This window comes from Roseibium sp. 10G30-5 (assembly GCF_055809635.1).
Map to the genome: position 1 here is coordinate 830,512 of NZ_CM147918.1, position 19,082 is coordinate 849,593.

At 56.8% G+C, this 19,082-nt stretch carries 19 protein-coding genes and 4 pseudogenes; 14 read left to right on the top strand and 9 right to left on the bottom strand.

The genetic code is table 11. The features are described 5' to 3' along the window. Positions 1 to 44 precede the first annotated feature (44 nt). Positions 45 to 392, bottom strand: a complete 348-nt coding sequence (locus AC0L7U_RS04320; RefSeq protein ID WP_473694084.1) for a hypothetical protein — start codon at positions 390 to 392, stop codon at positions 45 to 47. A 239-nt stretch (positions 393 to 631) separates the two neighbouring features. Between AC0L7U_RS04320 and purB the strand changes: the two genes are divergently transcribed. Together purB and AC0L7U_RS04330 are read left to right on the top strand one after the other, a co-directional pair. Then, positions 632 to 1,960: an adenylosuccinate lyase gene (purB, locus tag AC0L7U_RS04325; protein WP_473694086.1), complete on the top strand. Its 1,329-nt coding sequence runs from the start codon at positions 632 to 634 to the stop codon at positions 1,958 to 1,960. A 188-nt stretch (positions 1,961 to 2,148) separates the two neighbouring features. Then, entirely contained in the window at positions 2,149 to 2,517 is a 369-nt protein-coding gene (locus tag AC0L7U_RS04330; RefSeq protein WP_473694088.1) for a hypothetical protein, read from the top strand. 162 nt (positions 2,518 to 2,679) lie between these two features. Here AC0L7U_RS04330 and AC0L7U_RS04335 read toward each other — a convergent pair whose 3' ends face one another. Then, complete coding sequence (locus AC0L7U_RS04335; RefSeq protein ID WP_473694090.1) at positions 2,680 to 3,000, bottom strand: hypothetical protein; 321 nt, start codon at positions 2,998 to 3,000, stop codon at positions 2,680 to 2,682. A 31-nt stretch (positions 3,001 to 3,031) separates the two neighbouring features. Here AC0L7U_RS04335 and AC0L7U_RS04340 point away from each other — a divergent pair, with 31 nt between their 5' ends. Both AC0L7U_RS04340 and AC0L7U_RS04345 read left to right on the top strand, forming a co-directional pair. Beyond that, on the top strand, positions 3,032 to 3,136 hold the full coding sequence (locus tag AC0L7U_RS04340) for a BA14K family protein (protein WP_473694092.1): 105 nt from the start codon (positions 3,032 to 3,034) through the stop codon (positions 3,134 to 3,136). Positions 3,137 to 3,379: 243 nt separating this feature from the next. Then, entirely contained in the window at positions 3,380 to 3,922 is a 543-nt protein-coding gene (locus tag AC0L7U_RS04345; RefSeq protein ID WP_473694094.1) for an RBBP9/YdeN family alpha/beta hydrolase, read from the top strand. A 139-nt stretch (positions 3,923 to 4,061) separates the two neighbouring features. Here AC0L7U_RS04345 and AC0L7U_RS04350 read toward each other — a convergent pair whose 3' ends face one another. Beyond that, entirely contained in the window at positions 4,062 to 4,385 is a 324-nt protein-coding gene (locus tag AC0L7U_RS04350) for a DUF1476 domain-containing protein (RefSeq protein ID WP_473694096.1), read from the bottom strand. 399 nt (positions 4,386 to 4,784) lie between these two features. Here AC0L7U_RS04350 and purC point away from each other — a divergent pair. The 4 genes and pseudogenes from purC (at position 4,785) to AC0L7U_RS04370 (ending at position 6,992) form a co-directional block, all read left to right on the top strand. Beyond that, positions 4,785 to 5,556 (top strand): annotated as a pseudogene (purC, locus tag AC0L7U_RS04355) (phosphoribosylaminoimidazolesuccinocarboxamide synthase). Between the two features lie 164 nt (positions 5,557 to 5,720). Continuing rightward, complete coding sequence (gene purS, locus AC0L7U_RS04360) at positions 5,721 to 5,960, top strand: phosphoribosylformylglycinamidine synthase subunit PurS (RefSeq protein WP_473694098.1); 240 nt, start codon at positions 5,721 to 5,723, stop codon at positions 5,958 to 5,960. 14 nt (positions 5,961 to 5,974) lie between these two features. Continuing rightward, positions 5,975 to 6,641, top strand: a pseudogene (gene purQ / locus AC0L7U_RS04365) (phosphoribosylformylglycinamidine synthase subunit PurQ). A 102-nt stretch (positions 6,642 to 6,743) separates the two neighbouring features. After that, complete coding sequence (locus AC0L7U_RS04370) at positions 6,744 to 6,992, top strand: DUF2164 domain-containing protein (RefSeq protein WP_473694100.1); 249 nt, start codon at positions 6,744 to 6,746, stop codon at positions 6,990 to 6,992. Positions 6,993 to 7,004: 12 nt separating this feature from the next. Here AC0L7U_RS04370 and AC0L7U_RS04375 read toward each other — a convergent pair whose 3' ends face one another. After that, a complete protein-coding gene (locus AC0L7U_RS04375) occupies positions 7,005 to 7,439 on the bottom strand; it encodes a DUF1127 domain-containing protein (protein ID WP_473694101.1) in 435 nt (144 codons plus the stop codon). 110 nt (positions 7,440 to 7,549) lie between these two features. Between AC0L7U_RS04375 and AC0L7U_RS04380 the strand changes: the two genes are divergently transcribed. The 3 genes and pseudogenes from AC0L7U_RS04380 (at position 7,550) to AC0L7U_RS04390 (ending at position 11,709) form a co-directional block, all read left to right on the top strand. After that, positions 7,550 to 9,061 (top strand): aminotransferase-like domain-containing protein, encoded by a 1,512-nt coding sequence (locus AC0L7U_RS04380; RefSeq protein WP_473694103.1) that lies wholly within the window; start codon positions 7,550 to 7,552, stop codon positions 9,059 to 9,061. Positions 9,062 to 9,208: 147 nt separating this feature from the next. Beyond that, positions 9,209 to 11,403 (top strand): annotated as a pseudogene (purL, locus tag AC0L7U_RS04385) (phosphoribosylformylglycinamidine synthase subunit PurL). 72 nt (positions 11,404 to 11,475) lie between these two features. Next, positions 11,476 to 11,709, top strand: coding sequence for a BolA family protein (locus AC0L7U_RS04390; RefSeq protein ID WP_473694105.1), 234 nt, complete (start codon positions 11,476 to 11,478; stop codon positions 11,707 to 11,709). 9 nt (positions 11,710 to 11,718) lie between these two features. Here the strand turns inward: AC0L7U_RS04390 and AC0L7U_RS04395 are convergent, their stop codons facing one another. Continuing rightward, positions 11,719 to 11,892: a hypothetical protein gene (locus tag AC0L7U_RS04395; protein ID WP_473695928.1), complete on the bottom strand. Its 174-nt coding sequence runs from the start codon at positions 11,890 to 11,892 to the stop codon at positions 11,719 to 11,721. Here AC0L7U_RS04395 and AC0L7U_RS04400 point away from each other — a divergent pair. After that, positions 11,854 to 12,675, top strand: a complete 822-nt coding sequence (locus AC0L7U_RS04400; protein WP_473694107.1) for an RNA methyltransferase — start codon at positions 11,854 to 11,856, stop codon at positions 12,673 to 12,675. The two genes, AC0L7U_RS04395 and AC0L7U_RS04400, sit on opposite strands and share 39 nt — an antisense overlap. Before the next feature lie 97 nt (positions 12,676 to 12,772). On the opposite strand, the gene AC0L7U_RS04405 is transcribed toward AC0L7U_RS04400, so the two are convergent. Continuing rightward, entirely contained in the window at positions 12,773 to 14,503 is a 1,731-nt protein-coding gene (locus AC0L7U_RS04405; RefSeq protein ID WP_473694109.1) for an EAL domain-containing protein, read from the bottom strand. A gap of 688 nt (positions 14,504 to 15,191) precedes the next feature. On the opposite strand from AC0L7U_RS04405, the pseudogene rpsD reads away from it, so the two are divergent. Both rpsD and ttcA read left to right on the top strand, forming a co-directional pair. Beyond that, positions 15,192 to 15,810: pseudogene (gene rpsD / locus AC0L7U_RS04410) on the top strand (30S ribosomal protein S4). Between the two features lie 133 nt (positions 15,811 to 15,943). Continuing rightward, complete coding sequence (gene ttcA / locus AC0L7U_RS04415) at positions 15,944 to 16,942, top strand: tRNA 2-thiocytidine(32) synthetase TtcA (RefSeq protein ID WP_473694111.1); 999 nt, start codon at positions 15,944 to 15,946, stop codon at positions 16,940 to 16,942. Between the two features lie 153 nt (positions 16,943 to 17,095). Here ttcA and grxD read toward each other — a convergent pair whose 3' ends face one another. From grxD to AC0L7U_RS04430, 3 genes are all read right to left on the bottom strand, one after another. Then, complete coding sequence (gene grxD / locus AC0L7U_RS04420) at positions 17,096 to 17,434, bottom strand: Grx4 family monothiol glutaredoxin (protein WP_473695657.1); 339 nt, start codon at positions 17,432 to 17,434, stop codon at positions 17,096 to 17,098. A gap of 130 nt (positions 17,435 to 17,564) precedes the next feature. After that, positions 17,565 to 18,452, bottom strand: coding sequence for a DUF1028 domain-containing protein (locus AC0L7U_RS04425; RefSeq protein ID WP_473694113.1), 888 nt, complete (start codon positions 18,450 to 18,452; stop codon positions 17,565 to 17,567). Positions 18,453 to 18,537: 85 nt separating this feature from the next. Next, the gene (locus tag AC0L7U_RS04430) at positions 18,538 to 19,077 is read right to left on the bottom strand and encodes a GNAT family N-acetyltransferase (protein ID WP_473694115.1); all 540 of its coding nucleotides are present in this window, start codon (positions 19,075 to 19,077) and stop codon (positions 18,538 to 18,540) included. Positions 19,078 to 19,082 lie beyond the last annotated feature (5 nt).

The window sequence follows — 19,082 nt, forward strand, 5'->3', positions numbered from 1 at the left end:
CACACACAAACGCCCCTGCTCGACCTACCTTTCCCGAGACCTGCTCAGGGAAGGTAGGTGAAGCCATCCAGAACCAGCTCACCGTCCATTTTGGAAAAGCGCACGATGACGGACTTGTCGGAAAGTTCCTCGCCGTCTTCCCACTCAGGATCGTAGCGACAGGCGACCGAGACAAGAGATGTGCTGGTCTTGCCCTGCTTCTCATCATAGCCGTAGGACCAGACCGGATCCTCATCGCAATGTCCAAGATTGGCGACAGCCGCCGCCAGCGCACTGGCCCCTGCCGGGGTCGCCATGAAACGCGGAAAGTCAATGCCATCCGCCGCCATTGCAGATGTGCTGAGACAGGCGGTCACGCAGGCCGCCGCGAAATAAGTCTTTTTGAAAATCATTGATTTGCCCCAAATGTTCAGTCCCTTGGGCAAATCAACATAACAGCCGCGTGGAATCCAGAGGCAGACGCCACGTTCAACGGACTGTGAACACAGCCGCGCTCTCCAAGTCATACAACATACGCCAGGCTGCGCACCGAGCCGCAGAAACACGCGCCCTTACGGCAGAGTTTTCGTTGAGCCTCGTCCCACTTCCTGCTATGCCGCAGCCAACTCTTCCCATTTAACGAGGTCTCGCGATGATCCCGCGCTACTCCCGCCCTGACATGGTGTCTATCTGGTCCCCCGAATCCAAGTTCCGGATCTGGTTTGAAATCGAAGCCCACGCCTGTGATGCACTGGCCGAGCTTGGTGTCATTCCCAAAGACGCCGCCAAGACGATTTGGGAAAAGGGGAATGCCGCAACCTTCGACATTGACCGCATCGACGAGATTGAACGCGAGACCAAGCATGATGTCATCGCCTTCTTGACGCATTTGGCCGAAATCGTTGGCCCGGATGCCCGCTTCGTTCACCAGGGCATGACCTCCTCGGATGTGCTCGACACCTGCTTCAGTGTCCAGCTTGTACGTGCCGCCGACCTGCTTCTGGCCGACATGGACGCTCTACTGGCTGCGACCAAACGCCGTGCGATGGAACACAAGGACACGGTCTGCGTCGGCCGCTCACATGGCATCCACGCCGAGCCCGTGACCTTCGGTCTCAAGATGGCCGAAGCCTACGCCGAGTTTGACCGCTGCCGCACTCGTCTGATCAATGCGCGCGAAGAAATCGCCACTTGCGCCATCTCGGGCGCCGTCGGCACTTTCGCTAATATTGATCCGCGTGTGGAAGAACATGTCGCTGAAAAGCTGGGCCTTCAGGCCGAGCCTGTGTCGACACAGGTGATCCCGCGTGACCGCCACGCCATGTTCTTTGCGACGCTCGGTGTCATCGCCTCGTCTATCGAGCGTGTGGCTACCGAAGTGCGTCACCTGCAACGCACCGAAGTTCTGGAAGCGGAAGAATTCTTCTCCAAAGGCCAGAAGGGCTCTTCCGCCATGCCGCACAAGCGCAATCCGGTGCTGACGGAGAACCTTACGGGGCTGGCTCGCATCGTGCGCTCTGCCGTAACCCCGGCGCTGGAAAACGTTGCCCTGTGGCACGAGCGCGATATTTCGCATTCCTCCGTTGAGCGCATGATCGGCCCGGATGCCACCGTCACGCTCGACTTCGCGCTGGTGCGCATGACCAACGTCATCGACAAGCTGATGGTTTATCCTGATCGCATGGTCAACAACATGGACCGTCTCGGTGGGTTGATCCACTCACAGCGCATTCTGCTGGCCCTGACGCAGGCTGGCTCTTCGCGCGAGGATGCCTATCGCCTTGTACAGCGCAATGCCATGAAGGTCTGGGACAGCTATCAGCTCGCTGGTGCCGCCTCTGTCGACTTCCTGACAGAACTGCTGTCAGATGAAGACGTTCGCAAATATCTCTCTGAAGACGAGATCCGCTCGCGCTTTGATCTGGGCTATCATACGAAGAATGTCGACGTGATTTTCAAACGGGTTTTCGGCGACAGCTAAAATCCTGAAAAACCCACAAATTACGCTTAAAAAACCCGCAATGGGCTTTTACGAGGTTCGCTGGCGCATGCTGGCGGACCTTCTTTTTTGTCAGGTCTGCCGTCACTGAAAATACGTTCGTTTTGCTGTCCTGCGGGAACGGAAATCTGACTCCCGCATTACCTAAAAGCACAAGGAGATTACGAACAATGTTTGTACATACCAAGAAGACCAAACTGTCCCGTCGACTGGTAAGCGCCGTTGCCGCTGCTGGCCTGCTTTGCGGCACCGCATTGACTGCAACAAGCGCATCTGCAGCACAGGTCATCACCATCCAGTCCGGCAAACATGCTCCGGTCCAGGTTATTGACTACCGCAAGGGCTTCAAGAAGCACGGTGGCCATTATTATTACAACGGTCATCGCGGCGACCACAAGTACCACAAGGGTTGGAAAAAGTACCACGGCTACTGGTTCCCGCCGACAGCGTTCGTGATCATCCACAAATCTGCTCCGAAGCATCACAAGATGAACCATTCGGACCACAACCAGAAGCATGACGACCACCACAAAGGCTAAGCCTTTATCGCTGGATTGCGCGATCTTTAGGTCGCGCAATCCCACTCAAGGTATCGTCAACGCAGCGCCATGTTCCTGAACATATGATGGAACACTTCCCCCGGACGACGTTGAACAATTACCACAAGGGAGATGGACATAATGTTTTCTAACACGCGTAAGTCAAATCGCAGCCTTGGCCGCACGATCGTGGCGGGCCTCTTTGCAGGCAGCCTTGCGCTCGGAACAGCTCTCGGCGGTCAAGCAGCGTCGGCAGCTTCGATGAGCTATCAGAGCAGCAACGACGGCCTCCTGGTTCAGGTCGCTGACCACCATCGCGGCTTCTATCGCCACAACGGTCACTCCTACTACAATGGCCACCGCGGTGATCGCCATTATCACAAGGGCTGGCGTCGTCATAACGGCTGGTACTTCCCGCCCGCAGCCTTTGCGCTCGGCGTGATCGCTGGTCAGAATGCGCACCGTCCGGCTGCCCGTCGTCATGCTCCTCGCATCCGCATGACCCGTCGTCACGTTGCCTTGGTGTCAGCGTCATTACCGGTCCTACCGGGTCCGCGACAACACCTTCAATCCCTATCATGGCCCGCGCCGTCAGTGCGTAACGCCTTTCGATAGATAAGACGTCCGGTTTCATCCGGAGCATTTCAAGGGCGCCCGCTCAGCGGACGCCCTTTTTGTGTGTTTGACGTCAGACGCAAGAGTTAGCAGCGAAAACCGTCCTATCTTTCCGCCAGACATCGACGCATTGACATGACGCGCAATCGCGGTATGTCAGAGATCAAACTGCCCGCTCAAGCTGCCGCGTCCCCTTTATGGAACGCCGCCCGGACAAGCCCATTCGATCCCCGAGAAGGTCTACCTCGTGAAAATTTCAGAAGCCGATATTCTTCTCATTCCCGGCTATGGACAGATGTTGCCCAGCCACTGGCTCCTGCGCTGGCAAGACAAGATGGCCAACGCCCATGTGGTAAAACAAAAGAACCTGACCCAGCCAAGTCGCAAGGCCTGGCTTGAAACGCTTCATCAGGCGGTCAATGCCTGCGAACGCCCTATCGTGCTGGTCGCGCATTCTCTCGGCACCATTCTGGTGGCGCATGGCGCACATCAGTTGCCGAAAGACAAGATCAAGGGGGCGTTTCTGGTCGCTCCATCCGACTGGGACCGGGACGGGCTGGTCAAGGGATTCGATGGTGGCGATTTCCGCCCGATTCCCCACGATCCACTGCCCTTCACCTCACATGTTGTCGCCAGTCGCACCGATCCCTATTGCGACTATGAACGCGCCGAAGCCTTCGCCAAAGCCTGGGGCAGCACCTTGCAGGACGCCGGTGACGCCGGCCACATCAACGTCGAATCGGGTCACGGCCCTGGCCGGAAGGCGTCATGTCCTTCGCCCATTTCATGAAACGTCTCGGCTAACAGAGACATCTCTCGGCAGTGCCCACAAAAAAAACTCCCGACCGCAAGATCGGGAGTTTTCAATTTCAGTCACCTCAGAACGGTAACAAGCCCGCAGAATGAAGGATTGCAGGCGCGTCTGGCGCTTATTCGGTGGCCAGAATCTGCTCGGAAGCCTTTTGCAGAAATTCCATCATGGTGCGACGGATCTGATGGTCGGACTGCTCTATTTTTGCAGCATCGAAATCACCGCGGATCTTGCGGAAAACATCTTCCTCACCAAGGCTCTGGAAGTCGGCACGCACCACTTCGCGCGCATATTCCTCGGCTTTTTCGCTATCCAGCCCCATCTTTTCGGCAGCCCACAAACCCAACAGCTTGTTGCGCCGGGCAATGGCCTTGAACTTGAGTTCTTCGTCATGGGCGAACTTGTCTTCGAAGTTGCCCTGACGGCCGTCGAATGTGCTCATCGTCAATCTCCAGATTTTTCGCCGTTTTTATCGGCGAGCGCTGTTCAATTAGCGGCATCTTGCTGCAAGTGCAAATGAAGAAGAATTAATCGCAATGCAAGCCGTCGCACGCAAGTTCACCCTTATTCAAAATACAGGCATCAACGGCTTTATGCCGCAAATGTTTCCAGACACCTGAATGGATCTGGCACAAATGCGATCGAAAATCGCGAGATACGGCGGGGCTTTGCGCGTCGGCATTGTACTTTCCCGCGCCTTCAGGTAAGTTCCGCGCCGCTAGCTCCTTTCTTGTCCTGCCATGTGCAACACTTCGTGACAGACAGGAGAATGCCGAGGACCAGAACGCGCACCGCAACCTGCCCTCGCCACGATTTTCTAGAACGAACAGGGTGTCTGCCCATGAATCGCCGCCGCCGCATCTATGAAGGCAAGGCCAAAATCCTCTATGAAGGTCCGGAACCGGGAACCCTGATCCAGCACTTCAAAGACGATGCCACCGCCTTCAACAACAAGAAGCACGAAATTGTTGACGGAAAGGGCGTGTTGAACAACCGGATTTCCGAATTCATCTTCAACCACCTGAACGCCATTGGCATTCCGACGCACTTCATCCGTCGCATGAACATGCGTGAGCAGCTCATCCGCGAAGTTGAGGTCGTCCCCCTTGAAGTCGTGGTGCGCAATGTCGCAGCCGGCTCCATTGCCAAGCGCCTTGGCCTGGAAGAAGGCACGCAACTGCCGCGCTCCATCATCGAGTTCTATTACAAGAACGACGCCCTCGATGATCCGATGGTTGCCGAAGAGCATATCACCGCTTTTGGCTGGGCCTCCCCGCAGGAACTCGACGACATCATGGCGCTTGCCATTCGCGTCAATGACTTCCTGTCCGGTCTTTTCCTCGGTGTCGGCATCCGCCTCGTCGACTTCAAGATCGAATGCGGTCGCCTGTACGAAGGTGACATGATGCGCATTGTGGTTGCCGACGAGATTTCCCCGGACAGTTGTCGTCTGTGGGACATCGAGACCAACGACAAGATGGACAAGGATCGTTTCCGCCGCGATATGGGCGGCCTCCTTGAGGCTTACCAGGGAAGTGGCCAAGCGCCTTGGCATCCTGAACGAAAACGATCGTCCGGCCACCTCCGGCCCGACACTCGTCCAGACCGACTGAGACCAATCTTGCCCCTGAAGATGCGGATCAGCCGCACCATCAGGGGTGCATGCCGGGTGTGAACTCGCAAATCAGGTCTTCCAAGATCGAGGCTCCTCGGGTATGAGGAGCCTCATTCTGTTTCAACCATCACAAGTCCGCTTATCGCAACGGGAAAAAGTGTCATGAAAGCACGCGTGATCGTCACCTTGAAAAACGGTGTCCTCGATCCTCAGGGAAAAGCAATCGAAGGCGCTCTTGGCGGTCTCGGCTTTGAAGACATCGGTTCGGTTCGTCAGGGCAAGGTGTTTGACCTCGACGTGCAGGCAAGCGACGAAGCTGCTGCACACGCGGAGCTTGAACAGATGTGCGAAAAGCTGCTGGCCAATACCGTCATCGAGAATTACGACATCCAGATCGGCTGAACGGGAGCGACCTGATGAAATCGGCTGTCATTGTCTTTCCGGGATCCAACCGTGACCGGGACATGTTTCACGCTCTGGAATTGATCACCGGAACCCGCCCGCAAGCCGTGTGGCACACGGAAACCACGCTGCCGGATGTGGATCTTGTTGTCGTTCCGGGAGGCTTTTCCTACGGCGATTATCTGCGCTCCGGCGCGATTGCAGCGCGCTCACCGATCCTGCGGGATCTGGTGCGCAAGGCCGAGAGTGGCACTCGCGTTCTAGGCGTCTGCAACGGCTTTCAGATCCTGACCGAAGCTGGCCTCTTGCCCGGTGCGCTGATGCGCAATGCCGGTCTCAAGTTCGTCTGCAAGGAAGTGATGCTGAAGACGGTCAATTCGGCCACACAGTTCTCGACCAGCTTCACCAAGGATCAGGTCTGGCGCTGTCCTGTGGCACACCACGACGGCAACTATTTTGCCGATGCAGACACACTGAAATCCATCGAGGACAACGGTCAAGGTGGTCTTTCGCTATGCAGAGGGCACCAATCCGAACGGCTCTCTCAACGATATTGCCGGCATCATGAATGCCAAGGGCAATGTTCTGGGCATGATGCCACACCCGGAAAACCTGGTTGAAGAGCTGCAAGGTGGCGTCGAAGGTCGTCTGTTGTTCGAAAGCCTTCTGACAGCGGCTTGAGGTCAGGCGTCACGCTTGATGCTGAAAGCCTGCTCCAGACTCGCGTCTGAGCGATCGTCATGGCATCTTCGCAGCAGAAGCCTGCCAACAACGGAGCCAACGATGTCTGATCTGAAACTGTCTCGCGAGGATCACATGCACCTCGCGGGGCGCATTCAATCCTTCTGCCTGGAGGAACTGGATGTGGACCTTGGCAACATGGAAGCCGGATCTCTGCTCGACGAACTGGTCGAGACCCTCGGAGCCTGGTGCTACAACAAGGGCATTCAGGAGGCCGCAGACCTTCTCTCCCGCAAGTCGGAAGATATGACCCACGACCTCCTCGCCATGGAAAAACCCATCACTCGATAGTTGCGCGTGTTTTCAAGCGCCTTTTTGATCAGCCAATCCTTTTGGTCCTGCCCGATCAATCGGACCCTGCGGGCTTTGCCGCTCGACTTCAAGAAATAGAGCCTTTGTGTAACCGAGCCCGGCGGGTTTCCCCCTGTTAGCAATCGGATAGCCCGCGCTGTCATAACGATTATCGTGATGTGCCTGCTGTCCATCCCAAAACGGACGCGAGGCCTCGTATTCCGCATAGGCACGAGACAGTCCGAGATCATTCAACGCATCATCCGACAGGCCCGCAAGGTCCCGGCGGCTACGCCGCATGCGTCTCCAGGCGACCAGCTTTGAAACTCCAAGGCGAACAAGTGCGCCAAGACCACGCCACCGGCCCACAGGCTGCGTTACGTCCGGAAGCGCGACCGGAGCAACGTCTCCATAAGTCGAACATTGTATCGATTCAATTTGTGACATATTTTTCTCCATCGGTTAAATTGAACCTGTTTTGAATGACACAATTGATGAATTGACTCTCAATTTGAATCAAGGTAGCAAATTGTAACCGATACAAATTGGATTGAGACATGGACACTTGGCTTCCCGCACTCCCCGATGGCAATGGCCCGCTGTACATGCGGCTGGCGGATCAGATCGCGGAAGACATTTGCTCTGGAACGCTGCCCGTGGGCGCCAAACTCCCACCGCAGCGCAATCTGGCCTTCGACCTTGGTGTCACTGTGGGCACCGTGGGGCGCGCCTATGGCGTCATCCGGTCGCGTGGGCTGGTCAGCGGCGAAGTCGGGCGTGGCACGTATGTTTTAGGGTCGGAGGATCATGTCTCGCCTGCGATCATACAGGCGGGCGGCGCGGCGCCTAACACCGCTGACAGCTCTGCGCCCGCTATCCAGCCCTTGCAGATCATGGCAGCCCGCCAGCGCTCGACGTTCACGCTGTCGACCAGCTTTGCGGGAACCCGCACAGAAGATCCAGCGCCACACACCATCCGTCTTGATGCCTCGGCGGCGCCCGAGGTCAATCAATCCGCAACGATTGAACCCCTTCTTCTGCAAATTGTCCGCGACCATGGCGATGAAGTGGCCTCCTACCGCCGTAATATCCCTGAAAACTGGAAGACATCCGGCGTGCAATGGATGAAACGAGCGGGCTGGACCCCTGATGCGGAAAGCATTGTCCCCACGCTTGGGGCTCATTCGGCCTTGATGGCCGTTTTGACGGCAACCACCAGCCCTGGTGACCGTATTGTTTTTGAAGATGTCACCTATTCGTCCTTTGCCCGCAGCGCCACGCTGACCGGACGCCGCACGGCAGAGGTCGCGCGCGATGCCGATGGCCCCCTGCCCGAAGCACTGGAACGGCTCTGCGCCCAGCAGCACCCCAAAGGCATTTTCCTGATGCCGGACATTCAGAACCCGACCGTTTCCCACATCAGTGAAGAACGCCGCCATCAGATTGTCGACATTGCCCGACGATACAATCTCTGGATCTATGAAGATGAAGTCTTCGGAGCCTTGCGGCCTGAGTCGCACCTGACGCCACTGGCGACCTTGGCCCCGGACCGCACGTTTCACATCAGCAGCCTGTCCAAGGCTGTGGCCGCCGGCATCCGCGGGGGCTGGGTCAGTTGCCCGCCTTCCCACGTTCAGCGCGTCTACATGGCACACAAGATGCTATCAGGCGGCAATGCCTTTCTCCTGTCAGAGCTGGCAGCTCGCCTTGTACTTGAGGGCCATGCAGACCGCTTGCGCCGCGAAGTTCTGGCCGAGATCAAGACGCGCCACGCCATCGTCACCGACCACCTCGCCGGGTATGAATTCGAGCATGCCCCCGACATCCCCTTTATCTGGTTGAAACTGCCGGAACCCTGGTTGTCCGGTGCCTTCAAGAAAGCGGCCTTGAGTGAGAATGTGCTGATCGACGACGAGGACGAATACAAGCCCTGTCGCACGGCACATCAATACTACCGCGCCCGCATCGGCTTTTCCTGTGCCAACTCGCGCGATGGCCTGTCGGCAGGACTGGAACGCCTGCGCGGACTGCTGGAAGATTCGCCCGTCTGTGTGGACAGTTTTGCGTAAAAACACCTCTGCCGGATAAAAAACGGTAAGCAAGCCTGAAACCGACCGCCAAGAAGCAAGCTTTGCCTCTCCCATTCTGGCAAGTGATCTGCTACACGAACGGAGAATTCAGTCACTGGCTTGCAAGCCACAAGTATCCGGACCGACATGATTCCCAACGATATCAAGATCACGCCCGACCTCATTGCCTCTCATGGCCTCAAGCCAGATGAATATGAGCGTATCCTCGACCTCATCGGTCGCGAGCCCTCCTTCACCGAGCTGGGCATCTTTTCTGCCATGTGGAACGAGCATTGCTCGTATAAGTCCTCCAAAAAATGGCTGAAGACCTTGCCGACCGAAGGACCGCGTGTGCTTCAGGGCCCGGGCGAGAACGCCGGTGTCGTTGATATTGGAAATGGCCAAGGCCGTCGTGTTCAAGATGGAAAGCCACAATCACCCGTCCTACATCGAGCCGTATCAGGGCGCTGCCACAGGCGTTGGTGGTATCCTGCGCGATGTCTTCACCATGGGCGCACGTCCCATTGCGGCGATGAACGCGCTACGTTTCGGTGACACTGAGCACCCACGCACACGCCATCTGGTGTCGGGCGTCGTGTCGGGCGTTGGGGGCTACGGCAACTCCTTCGGTGTGCCGACGGTGGGCGGCGAAGTCGAGTTCCACAAGAGCTATAACGGCAACTGCCTGGTCAATGCTTTCGCGGCTGGTCTGGCAAAGTCAGACGCAATTTTCCTGGCCAAGGCGGAAGGCGTCGGCCTGCCCGTCGTCTACCTCGGAGCCAAGACCGGTCGTGATGGTGTCGGCGGCGCAACAATGGCCTCGGCCGAATTCGACGAGACGATCGAAGAAAAGCGCCCCACAGTGCAGGTTGGCGATCCATTCACCGAAAAATGTCTGCTGGAAGCCTGTCTGGAACTGATGGAGACCGGTGCTGTCATCGCCATTCAGGACATGGGCGCTGCAGGTCTTACCTGTTCTGCGGTGGAAATGGGCGCCAGTGGCAATCTTGGCATCGAATTGAACCTCGACATGGTTCCGGTGCGCGAAGACAACATGACCGCCTATGAAATGATGCTATCGGAAAGCCAGGAGCGCATGCTCATGGTGCTGCGCCCGGAAAAGGAAGCGCAGGCCGAAGCCATCTTCAAGAAGTGGGACCTCGACTTTGCAATCGTCGGCAAGACGACGGACACGCTGCGTTTTCTGGTCAAGCATCAGGACGAAATCGTTGCCGACCTGCCGATCAAGGAGTTGGGCGACGAAGCTCCCGAATATGACCGCCCCTGGGTGGAAACACCCAAACGCGCAGTGCTGACTGCAAGCGACATTGAAGAGCCAGCCGATTATGCCGAAGCCCTTCTCAAGCTCGTTGGTGGCGCAAACGGATCGTCACGCCGTTGGGTGTACGAGCAATATGACACGCTTATTCAGGGCAACAGCGTCGAAACAGCCTGGTGGCGATGCCGGATTGGTGCGGGTGGATGGCTCCAACAAGGGCCTCACCTTCTCCGTCGACGTAAACCCGCGCTACTGCCAGGCCGACCCTTATGAAGGTGGCAAGCAGGCTGTGGCTGAGGTCTGGCGCAACCTGACCGCCATTGGCTCCGAGCCGCTGGCCGCGACCGACAACCTGAACTTCGGCAACCCGGAAAAGCCGGAAATCATGGGCCAGCTCGTCGGCTGTATCAAAGGCATCGGTGAAGCGTGTACGGAGCTGTCATTCCCGATCGTGTCGGGCAATGTGTCTCTCTACAATGAGACCTTCGGCGAAGCCATTCTGCCGACCCCTGCCATTGGTGGCGTCGGCTTGCTGCCGGATGTAACCTGTCGCGCGCAGGCGGCCTTCAAGCGCCCCAAGGAAGCCATTGTCGTCATCGGCGGCAAAGGAACCCATCTGGGCTCTTCGCAATATCTGGCCGAGATTCTTGGCCGGGAAGAAGGAGCGCCCCCTCCCGTCGATCTCAATGCCGAACGTCGACGCGGCGAACTGGTGCGCAATTTCATCGGCGCGGGTCGTATTGATTGTGTCCACGACATTTCTTCGGGCGGACTGGCCGTTGCACTTGCAGAAATGGCGATGTCTGGTGGCATCGGCTGCCGGGTCTCGATCGAGGGGCCAACTCATGCGGCGCTCTTCGGGGAAGATCAGGGGCGTTATCTGATCAGCGTTGCCCACGACAAGCTCGACGCTCTTCTGGAAGATGCCATTGATGCGGGCATTGAAACCCACCATATCGGAGAGACGGGTGGCTCTGATGTCGTTGTTGAAGACATCTTTACCCTATCGATTGAGACACTGAAACAGGCACATGAAAGCTGGTTCCCCAGCTATATGGCCTAAGGCTGACGCGACAGCCGTTTCAGATGAATAAGCGCCCGCGCGGCGCGCGTGACAGGAGAGGACCAGACCATCATGCCCATGGACGCCAACGAGATTGAAACCCTCATCAAGGCAGCGCTGCCCGACGCCAAGATCGAGGTTCGCGATCTGGCCGGAGACGGCGACCATTATGCGGCCAATGTGGTCTCCGAAGCCTTCCGCGGTAAAACCCGCGTCCAGCAGCACCAGATGGTCTATCAGGCGTTGCAGGGCAACATGGGTGGTGCCCTGCACGCGCTGGCCCTGCAAACCAAAGCGCCCGACTGACACTCCGTTTTAAACACCACCCGGCAGATCCTGATTGATTTGCCGGGTGTTTTTATATCCGGCGTACGACAGATCGATCAGGTTCCAGCCACCACACGTCAATTGCCACTTTTCTTCTAGCCCGGCTTCAGCTAAATCCCCGCCATGACCAGAAACGCCAATATCCGCGACGAAGCGTTGCACGTGGACTTGCGCCCGCCTGCAATCATCCTATGTGAGCCTCAGTTAGGTGAGAACATCGGCACGGCTGCCCGTGCCATGGCCAATTTCGGCCTGACCGACCTGCGCATCGTCAATCCACGCGATGGCTGGCCCAGCGAGAAGGCCCGGGCCGCCGCAAGTCGTGCGGATCATGTGATCGACAAGGTTCAGGTTTTCGACAGCGTTGAAGCCGCCATCGCCGATCTCAAGTTCGTTTATGCCACCACGGCCCGCTCTCGCGAGGTGTCCAAGCCTGTGCGCGGTCCGGACGAAGCCGCCGTCACCCTCACCGACTTCGGCCGTCGCGATCTGCCGACTGGCTATCTGTTCGGACGCGAGCGTTGGGGCCTTAACAACGACGAGGTGGCACTGGCGGATGAAATCGTTACCCTGCCTGTGGATCCCAACTTCGCCTCGCTCAACATCGCGCAGGCCGTGCTGGTGTGCGCTTACGAGTGGCGCAAGACCGCCACATCCGGCACACTGCCGTTTCGCCTCGACGAAGAAGAGCACCCGCCCGCGTCCAAGGAGGACGTTGTGCGCTTTTTCGAGCATATCGAGGGCGCCCTCGATACGGTCAACTTCTTCCGTCCGCCGGAGCGTCGTCCGCACATGGTGCTGACCCTGCGCAACATCTTCCAAAAGGCCAATCTGACTGAACAGGAAGTCCGGGCCTTGCGAGGCATCGTTGCTGCCCTTGAAAAGCGCCAGACGCGCCCGCGCGCAACAATCCCAGACGCCGAGAAGACCAACAGCGAAGACTGAGACACGCTCTTGAACCAACGAAAACGGCCATGGCTCTTTCCCAGAGCCATGGCCGTTTTCGTTTTAAAGTCATATCTAGCGAGCAGCGAAAAGCCTCTCAGCTTTCCTCGCCGAAATTGCGAACCACAAACCCATCATCCGACCGTTTGGCCAGTTTCTTGAGATTGGCAAGTTCGGCATTAACCTGATCAAGCTGAATCATGCGGCCCACCGGCACGGTGACCATAGAAATTGAACAATCCAGCAAGGCAAAGCGCTGTTGGTTGCCCATACGGTCGGCGGCCTCGATATATCCGAGCTTACGGTGCTCGGCATTATAAAAGCTCTCCACGTCCTTGCGGAAGGTCCGCTTCAGCGACAGAAGCTGTGCTGCGATCTCGGTCTGATCTTCATCCTTGATCGCTGCGAAGAAATCATCTCCGCCAATGTGGCCGCAGAACTGCCCGGACGACACAAGATGCTTCTTCAGAAGATCGCTGAACAGGATAATTGCACGGTCCCCCTGACGATAGCCATAGGTATCGTTGAACGGTTTGAAATTGTCGAAATCGAAGTAACAGAAGTGCCGTTCCAGACTGACAGACCGCCCGAGACTTGTGACGAACCGGTTGATCGCCGCATTGCCCGGAAGACCGGTCAAGGGGTTCTGATCCTGCGCTTCTTCAACCCGCTTTTCATGAATGATCTTCAACAGCGAGGTTGCAGTGAGAAAGCCCTTATAGCGGAAGTTCTCAGTGATGACGATGCCATCGGAATTGATCGACGAGGCAAAAGTCACCAGCAGCATGTCGGCATTGGTGTCTATATCGGCAATCGGACAGGACTGCACAAAAGTACGAATGGGAATTTCCAGCGCCGACTGTGTATCGCTCTTGCCCTGCTGCGCACCAGCATAAAGATAAGCTTTCACATCCCGCTCATGCACCAAACCGCGGGGCTCATTGTTGTTGTCGACCACCGGCACCATGGAGATATCCTGGTCGGACAGAAACAAGTCGAGCAACTCCCGCAGCGTGGCGTCATAGCGGATGGATGGCAACTTGGCGAGTTCGCCGCGGATTTTCCAATCTTCCTGACGGCGCTGCGGTTCCAGTGTGTCCCGGCGGATATGATCATAAAAAAGCCGGGCCTGACGCTTTTCCTCAAACGGCTTGGCCACATAGTAGCCTTGCAGCAGATCGCAGCCCGCATCCCGGCAGGCCTTGTATTCGCTTTCGGTTTCAACACCTTCCGCGATCACGCGAGCGCCCAGAACGTGTGCCAGATTGGCCACGGTGGTTACAAACAGCTTACGGCGCGGATCGGTATCAATGCCTGACAAGAAGAAGCGATCGATCTTCACGTAGTCCGGTGAAATATCATAAAGCAGGCGCAGTTCGGAAAAGCCCTGACCAAATTCGTCCAGCGCCAGCATAAAGCCGGTACGGCGCAAACTTCCTAGCGCATAGTCCTTGGCATCATCATAGTCGCCCTGTTTGCGATCAGAAAGTTCAAGGCAGATCTGGCTGGGATTATAGTTCTTTTCCCAGATGCGTTCGCTCAACAGCAACCGCGCATCCTCATTGTCGCCAAGGCCACGCCCATCCAGATTGAAAAACAACTTAGTGCCGGCAGCCTTGGTCAGCTTGCTGAAAGCTTCGATGGCCTGAGACAAAAGGGCCGGCTCAAGTTCACCCAACGCACCAGTTGTGAAAGCCCAGTCGAACAGATCACTCGGCTGGGAAAAGCCGAGAATCTCGAAATTCCGAACCAGCGCCTCATATCCGTAGACAACTCCCGTTCCGAAATCGACAATAGGCTGAAACGCATATCGGACAGTGCTCAGCACGGTCTCAATTTCAAGATCGAGTAAGGTTGGTGACAGGCGGTTGCTCCGGGGCCACAGCTTCAGGCTGTGCCGAAGACAGATCCAGAACAGAAATTTTCTGCCGAAGTATGCCCACTCTCGCCTCCTGACAGGCTTAGATACGTTTAGTTGGCTTGTTTATACTTATTTCTGCCATTGTACATAGCTTCATTGTCGCTTTGATCCATTAAATAATCCTAAAATCGCCAGAAAGATTCAAAATTGAGATGGAGCAATCACGCTCTATCCCGCCTAATAATCAGGCAAGTGACGGAGCAGAGGAAATGAAAGTGTAAAATAATACAAAATTGTGACAAGTCGTCGCACATTGAATGCTTGATTCGCCTGATCCCGGCGAGAACGACACGATTGGTCTTGTGCGTGTTTGAGTGCCGACTACATGGTCAGATCATTCTGACGACGCAAGAAACCGTAGGCAAGCGGCAGCTTTTCGCAAGGCCCATGATTGACTCCATCCCCCTCTATGTATATCAACGCGCGGTCTGTTGAGGAAACTCTCCGGACATACGCACCCGTGGGCGTTCGGTCGGCGCCGTCTTGCCGAGCCCCTGTCGATCTTGCCGTGATCTGACACATGTCAGATACAAGCGAGATAAAGGAGGGCGCGTTTCCTTGATAATATAAACGCGAATTCAAAGGAAACCGCGATATGTCGAAGCGCCATAGCGTTAAGCACAAAATTGATCGCCGGATGGGTGAAAACATTTGGGGTCGTGCCAAGAGCCCAGTCAACCGCCGTGACTACGGCCCAGGTCAGCACGGTCAGCGCCGCAAGGGCAAGCTGTCTGACTTTGGTGTTCAGTTGCGTGCCAAGCAGAAGCTCAAAGGCTACTACGGCAACATTTCCGAAAAGCAGTTCTTCAAGGTTTATGTTGAAGCATCCCGCCTGCGCGGTGATACCTCCGAAAACCTGATTGGCCTGCTGGAGCGTCGTCTCGATGCGCTCGTCTACCGTGCCAAGTTTGTTCCGACCGTTTTCGCAGCGCGTCAGTTCATCAACCACGGCCACATCAAGGTCAACGGCAAGCGGGTCAACATCCCGTCCTACCGTTGCCGTCCGGGCGATGTCATCGAAGTTCGCGAAAAGTCCCGTCAGCTCGGTCTGGTTCTGGAAGCTGTTCAGTCTGGTGAACGCGATGTTCCGGATTATGTCGATGCAGACCACTCCAAGATGACTGCAACCTACGTACGCGTTCCGTCTTTCACAGACGTACCGTACCCGGTTCAGATGGAACCGAAGCCTGGTCGTCGAATTTTATTCGCGTTAAGGTTCAGGTCTTCAGACTTGCATCAAGGGCCGCCGCTTTGGCGGCCTTTTTTGTTTGTTTTCTCTGCCAGTCCACCCCATCCTGACAGCCAGAGGACAAGGGGCGAGGCCCAACGCGCCCAAGGAGCACTCTCATGGCCGACAGTCTTTCAGATGCAAACCTCATTCAAGAGCACAAAGCTCCGGAAGCATCCGACAGTGTTCCTGCCTTGCTGCGTCAGGCTCCCTCGTCCGTCGAGTTCAAGAAGTTACGCAAACGCCTGTTGCGTCAGACCCGCGAGGCGATCAGCGATTTTGCCATGCTGGAACATGGCGAGAGTGGTGCTGCCTCGACAAACCCTCCGGCCAAACGTCCTAAATGGCTCATCTGTCTATCCGGCGGCAAGGACAGCTACACGCTGCTGGCCGTACTGACAGAACTGAAGTGGCGCGGCCTGCTGCCTGTGGACCTTGTGGCCTGCAATCTTGATCAGGCGCAGCCCGGCTTCCCGACGGATATCCTGCCCAGGTTCTTTGAAGAAAACGGCATCGAAAATGTCATCGTTCGCGAGGACACTTATTCGATTGTCACGGACAAGATCCCGGCGCATCGCACCTACTGCTCGCTCTGCTCTCGCCTGCGACGCGGCATTCTTTACCGGATAGCCCGCGAGCAGGGCTGCGAGGCCATTGTACTGGGCCACCACCGCGACGATATTCTTGAAACCTTCTTCATGAACCTCTTTCACGGTGGCCGTCTAGCCTCCATGCCGCCAAAGCTGGTCAATGACGATGGTGATCTATTGGTGCTGAGACCTTTGGCTTATTGCGCCGAAGCTGACATCGAGAAATTCTCCAAGGGGATGCAGTTCCCCATCATTCCCTGCAACCTTTGCGGATCACAGGACGGCTTGCAGCGCGACGAGGTCAAACGCATGCTTCAGGGATGGGAAAAAGAAAGTCCGGGCCGTCTCAGCATCATGGCGCGCGCGCTCGGCAACAGTCGGCCTTCGCATTTGATGGACCGCAGTCTTTATGACTTCGCCAACCTGCGTCCCGCCACCGCACAGACCGCAGAAAACACAAGCAGCGATACCGCGGAAGAACCCTGCGCGGCCAGCACTGGCGATGACCGCCAGTATCTTTGCGGCTGAATAGAGCAACCACACGACGAAACTTCGCCGCTCGCCCCGGGCTACGCTCGGGGCGAGATGGAACGTGTTGCAGCCTTCGCCGCCGGCTGATAAAAAAGCCGGAGCGAATGCCCCGGCTTCTTCAAGTTGCTCAAAACTCATGGTCGCGGGTGATTACGCGCCCTGGGTCTGTGTTTCGACGCCCTTCTCACTGAGCAAGGCTTGCAATTCCTGATTCTGGAACATTTCACGGATGATGTCACAGCCGCCAACAAATTCGCCCTTCACATAGAGCTGCGGAATGGTTGGCCAATTGGTGAATTCCTTCACACCCTGGCGCAGGTCGTCATCTTCCAGAATGTTGATGCCCTTGTAGGGCGCACCAACGTAGTCGAGGATCTGCACAACCTGACCGGAAAATCCACATTGCGGAAAGTTCGGCGTGCCCTTCATGAAAAGCACGACATCATTGGTTTCGACTTCGTTCTTGATCCAATCCTGGATGCTCATAATCTTGAATCCATTGTCTGTGGTGAGACCGCTGCTTGGTCTTCTTCGCTACTAAACTCTGCCCTTTAGATAGTAGACGCCATGCAGTGTGTCGAGACCTGGCTCTTCACCTTTCTGCGGTCATTTTCCGCGATCAGGCAGAAGTGGGCGGGTGACATATCTGATCAGGTCGCACGCGCAAGTCCTCCAACACTTCCTGATCTATGGTCGCGTCGTCACGCAACCGATTGTCATAGTTTGCCATGCCCATGAAGCGCTTCAACGAAACAATATCTGTCTCCAGCCAACTGGAGCCGACGCCCACCTCATAGCCCCCTTCGCGCAACAGAGCGCGCAGTTCATCAACCAGCGCTCCTTCAATGGGCACCAGCTTGTCCGGATCTGAGGGGAAATAGGACAGCCGGTGCAACCGGTAACATCGCGCCAGTTCCTCGATCGGGGTTGGATGATCATAAATCGAAATATCGACATGTCGGCCAGAGCGCCCGCCATAGCCGCCATCCTCCTTGACCACCAGCAGGGCAGCGCTTTGCTGACCACGCAATTCGCCGCCAGCATCGCGTCCGGCCTGCAAGGCAGCAATCAGCCGCGCGCCAAGTTCGCCCATCGAATGCTCGAAGGTGTCGATCATGGCGAGGATCACTGCATCTGAGGTCAGGGCATTGCCCGTAGCAACGCTGTTAATGCCGACACGCCCGTCCGCCACACCTTCCCACCCGGCAACATCATCGCCCGTGAAAAAGGCGGGCGTACCAGTCAATGTCAGAGCCGCCACCTGCCGCTCGCGCGCGTTTGCATCATTCCGCAGAAGAATTTCCAGCGCCTCATGTGGCGCAGCACCATCTTGCAGAAGGTCCAACCCGGTCTCACCATGCGCAGGATTGGCAAAGGCCTGTGTCGTCAGGCAACCTGCTCCCGCCCGACCATGCAGCGTGATGGTCCCGACACCAGGAAACTTCGACTGGATCGCTGCGCCGACCTCGCCTGTGCGGATGTCACGTCCAATGATGGAATATGTCATACTGCCCCCTTGCCTATAGCCTCGCCCCATAAATCCGATCGTTGACACCCGGCCTCCCTGCCCGGTTCCCGTGCCAACAGGCGCGTCATATCTGCTTGTAGAACACTGTGGTCGCTTTCATCGTTCCTTGTCCAGACAAGGCGTAGCCGGGGATGGAGCCGATTTCCTGAAAACCGCAGGACCGGTAAAGCTCCTCGGCGACATCGCCAGTCACCGTGTCGAGCACAAGCAATGTGCGGCCAAGCTCGCGTCCATGGGTTTCAATGGCATTCAGCAGTCGACGTGCCACCCCCAAACGTCGGTACGCTGGATGCACCATCACCTTTGCCACATCCGCCCGGTGCGCGGCATTGGGCTGATGGGCGGGCACCAGCATCGCACTGCCTGCCACCGTTCCATCAACGAGCGCCAGAAAGACATGGTGCGTTCCCGCAGCAACGGAAGTCGCCGTTTGCAGCCAGAAACCCTGCGCCACCTCAGCGTCCAGAGGCGCCAGAAAGCCGATCCCTGCATCACCATCGACACAGGCCACCAACAGTGCGCTCAGATCATCGAGACTTTTTCGAAGACTGTTTGCATCCGCCAGCACAAGCTGCACCGTCCCTGCTTCATTGTTCAATTTCATGTCAG

Coding starts and splice junctions, on each gene's coding strand:
- AC0L7U_RS04320 (WP_473694084.1), bottom strand. CDS start 392: ATGATTTTCAAAAAGACTTATTTCGCGGCGGCCTGCGTGACCGCCTGT.
- purB (WP_473694086.1), top strand. CDS start 632: ATGATCCCGCGCTACTCCCGCCCTGACATGGTGTCTATCTGGTCCCCC.
- AC0L7U_RS04330 (WP_473694088.1), top strand. CDS start 2,149: ATGTTTGTACATACCAAGAAGACCAAACTGTCCCGTCGACTGGTAAGC.
- AC0L7U_RS04335 (WP_473694090.1), bottom strand. CDS start 3,000: ATGACGACGGGCAGCCGGACGGTGCGCATTCTGACCAGCGATCACGCC.
- AC0L7U_RS04350 (WP_473694096.1), bottom strand. CDS start 4,385: ATGAGCACATTCGACGGCCGTCAGGGCAACTTCGAAGACAAGTTCGCC.
- purS (WP_473694098.1), top strand. CDS start 5,721: ATGAAAGCACGCGTGATCGTCACCTTGAAAAACGGTGTCCTCGATCCT.
- AC0L7U_RS04370 (WP_473694100.1), top strand. CDS start 6,744: ATGTCTGATCTGAAACTGTCTCGCGAGGATCACATGCACCTCGCGGGG.
- AC0L7U_RS04375 (WP_473694101.1), bottom strand. CDS start 7,439: ATGTCACAAATTGAATCGATACAATGTTCGACTTATGGAGACGTTGCT.
- AC0L7U_RS04380 (WP_473694103.1), top strand. CDS start 7,550: ATGGACACTTGGCTTCCCGCACTCCCCGATGGCAATGGCCCGCTGTAC.
- AC0L7U_RS04390 (WP_473694105.1), top strand. CDS start 11,476: ATGCCCATGGACGCCAACGAGATTGAAACCCTCATCAAGGCAGCGCTG.
- AC0L7U_RS04400 (WP_473694107.1), top strand. CDS start 11,854: ATGACCAGAAACGCCAATATCCGCGACGAAGCGTTGCACGTGGACTTG.
- ttcA (WP_473694111.1), top strand. CDS start 15,944: ATGGCCGACAGTCTTTCAGATGCAAACCTCATTCAAGAGCACAAAGCT.
- AC0L7U_RS04425 (WP_473694113.1), bottom strand. CDS start 18,452: ATGACATATTCCATCATTGGACGTGACATCCGCACAGGCGAGGTCGGC.
- AC0L7U_RS04430 (WP_473694115.1), bottom strand. CDS start 19,077: ATGAAATTGAACAATGAAGCAGGGACGGTGCAGCTTGTGCTGGCGGAT.